The organism is Rhizobacter sp. P2_H2, from assembly GCF_056403375.1.
The window spans coordinates 1-3,091 of record NZ_JBFUFP010000663.1; the positions used below are offsets into that span (position 1 = coordinate 1).

2 protein-coding genes are annotated in these 3,091 nt (G+C 68.4%); both read right to left on the reverse strand.

The genetic code is table 11. The features are described 5' to 3' along the window. Window positions 1–2,595, reverse strand: a 2,595-nt coding sequence (locus AC1D15_RS24315; RefSeq protein WP_477827989.1) for a hypothetical protein, incomplete at its 3' end; no start/stop codon positions are given. 148 nt (window positions 2,596–2,743) lie between these two features. After that, on the reverse strand, window positions 2,744–3,091 hold a 348-nt coding region (locus AC1D15_RS24320; protein ID WP_477827990.1), incomplete at its 5' end, for a transglutaminase-like domain-containing protein.

Below are 3,091 nucleotides of genomic sequence, written 5' to 3' on the forward strand. Positions count from 1 at the left end.
ATCTCCTGCCGCGTTTCGCCACCAGACGCCGCCCGGGAACTCATTGCGGATCGAAGGATGCGCGGCCAGCGCGTCAGGCGCGCGGCCAGACTCATCGCAGGCCCCGACGGCGAATCGACGCGCCCATTCCTCGCGCAGCGCGGTATGGAGCGTCGCCCGCTGGGCATCCGTCGCCACGGACTCCGGCAGCGGATGGCCAGGTGCCAGCATCTTGAGTGCGGCCGACAGTTCACGAGGCGTGCGCAGGCGGGTGGCAGCCGCCGCGTCGTCGGGATGGCTGCAGATGTGCCGGATCGCCCGCGCGCCCGGTTCCCACTGCGTCTGGGCAAACTGGCAGAACGCCTTCAGGTCGCGGTGCACCGCGCTGCCCTGCTGCCACGCGAACCCCTTGCGGTCGCCGGTTTCCTTGGCGACCGCCTTCAGCAACGACTTCGCCTGATCGATGAACAGCGCCGGCGGCACGCTGCGGAACAGGCGGGCCGCTGCAGCCCACATCTCATCGTTCGTCAAGGCTGACGATGCAGCGAGGTGGCCGTTGTGGTCCAGCCATTCGTTCATCGCATGCAGGTCGATCTGCTCTCCCTTCAGATGACGCTCGAGGAGCCTCACGAACTTGCCGGCGTCGGGGTTCGAGCTCTTGCCGAGGCGCGCGATCCAGCAGGCTGCATGGAAGCTCGGCAGCAGCGCCCCCGGTGCCAGCTTGGGCAGTGCCTCAGGCAGCCCGAAGACAGCGCCGTACTCCCGGCGGCGATCCATCAGCTCCTGCCACTCGATGTCGCGCGGATGCACGCCCCGTTTGCGCAGCTTGTCGGAGCGTGCGCGGATCATCCTCTCAATGTCGTCGAACAGCGCCTCGTCGATATTGGCAACAGCCACCACCGCCTTGATGTGGGGCTCAAGCACGTCCGGATGGCCCCCGGCGGGTCGGCGTGCCAGCAGCCCGGCGAATTCATCCAACGCGGCGACCGCCTGGGTGTCGGGATTGACGGTGTGGATGGTCCTGCCGGCAAAGCCATCCCGGCCGCCGGTCCAGTAGCCCGAAGTCCTCGCCACCGACAGCAGCGGCCTCTCCTTCCCCTCTTCTTTCATTTCCGCGCGCAGACCGGCCCGGTCCGCGGCCGAGGTGGTGGCAGCCAGCAGCGTGGCATCGTACTGCTCGCGGCGCAGACGGGCGCGCATGGCCTCCCGCGTCGCCGCCTTCCCGACATAGCTTCCCAGATACGCCGCGCTGACGGCCCCGCCCACGACCGTGGCGGCCACACCGACAGGCCATACCACCGCGTTCGTCGCGACGAACGCGGTGACGAGCGCGCCGGTCGCCAGCGGAGCTGCCACGGCCGCATTGGCAACGCCCTTGGCCAACCGCGCGCGCCCGCAACGCATCTCGTAGCGGGCTTGCTTCATCAGACGCCGCTGACGCTTCAGCGCGCCGTTCAACACCTGGATGAGCAGGTCGCGGTCGGCGCTTCGCTGCGCTGCGGAGGTGTCCTTCAGGCTGTCGATCTGCTGCTGGAGATGCCCGCAGTGGGCCTTGCAGCGGCGGTACTCCTTCTTGCGAAAGCTGATCTCCTGGCGTCCGACCACGACATCGATGCCGGCGGACGCCAACGAGAGGGGCGGAGCCGCCGCCCCCAGCCCCATGCCGGCCCCGCTCAGGCCCAGCGACGCGAGGTTGGCGCCCGACGCGATCTTCATGCCCATGCCGACGACGCCCAGCGACGTGCTGACGGTCGTCAAGCCGGTGTCTCGCAGCGTGGCGGCGCAGCAGCGCCTCCACGCCTGGCGCGCCGCCTTGTCGAACAGCTTGCATCGAGAGAGTGCCGTCCGGCAGCGGAGGAAGCCGCAAACTTCTTCCGGGCTCGAGAGCTTCTCCTCCGCAGGGTTGTGAACCTCTTCCGAGCTCGAGTGCTCCTTCGCCGCACGGTTGGCAAGGTATGCCTTGAAGTGCCGATAAAAGACGACCACCTCGACCTTCCAGCGGTCCTGCTCGTCAACCGTGTCGAGGAACATGTTGAACATGTCCAGGCCGTCGAGCAACGAGCAGCCGGCCGCCACGCCGCCTGCGATCCCCAGCGCCTGCAGCCCCCCTGCAGGAGGCTCGAAGCCGGGGCCGGTCGATGCGGTCGCGGCATTCAATCCGGTGCGGAACAGCGCGCAGTCCGCCCACAAAAATGCCGAGGAACCCGTCACGGTCGGCACCAGCGTCCCGGCATCGCCGCCGCTCCTGAAGGCCTTGCTGCCCTCGGTGCGCGGACGATCCAGGCCGCGCCGGATCGCGAACTCGGCCCGCCGCCGTGCCTTGGCCGGCAGTTTCCGCACACGTGCATAGCGGGGCGCACAGGAAGGTCGCACTCCCGGCTGGTAGTCGCCGTGCTTGTCCAGGGTCACCAGCCCCTTGCGCAGCAGCTCTTTCGCCAGCTTGTCGACCTTGGACTGGATCTTGTCTTCGACCAGTGCCTTCAGCTGGGCCACGGCCTCCTTGGCACGCTCTGCCGGATCTTCGATCGCACGAGCGATCGGGAGATCGGCCCCGTTCTTGCGAAGTGACACGCAATACGGCCTACCGTGCGGATGAAGAAAGGCTGCGCCGTACATGAGCAAGTCTCCTCAAGCTCAAACGGCCCCCCTCTCGACTCACTCCGGCTCACCGAGGACATCCAGGGGCACTGCACGCTGAGTGGCGGTGCCGGCCAGTTCGTTCGCTGTACAGATGAACTACACCCAACCCGGCATCAGGCCGCCTTCAGACCGGCATCACGCTCACCGACACATCCAGCTGCTGCTCGCCGCCCCCGAGGATCACGCCGCGCAGCGGCACCACGTCGGCGAAGTCGGCGCCCCAGGCGAGCGTGATGTAGCGCTCGTCGGCCAGCTGGTTGTTGGTGGGATCGAACTCCACCCAGCCGTGCGCCGGCGAGTACGCGGCCACCCAGGCGTGCGACGCATCGACGCCCAGCAGCCGCGGCTGCCCCGGCGGCGGATCGGTCAGCAGGTAGCCCGACACGTAGCGCGCCGGCAGCCCGTGCCCGCGCAGGCAGGCGATCATCAGGTGGGCGAAGTCCTGGCAGACGCCGCGCCGCTGGTACAGCAC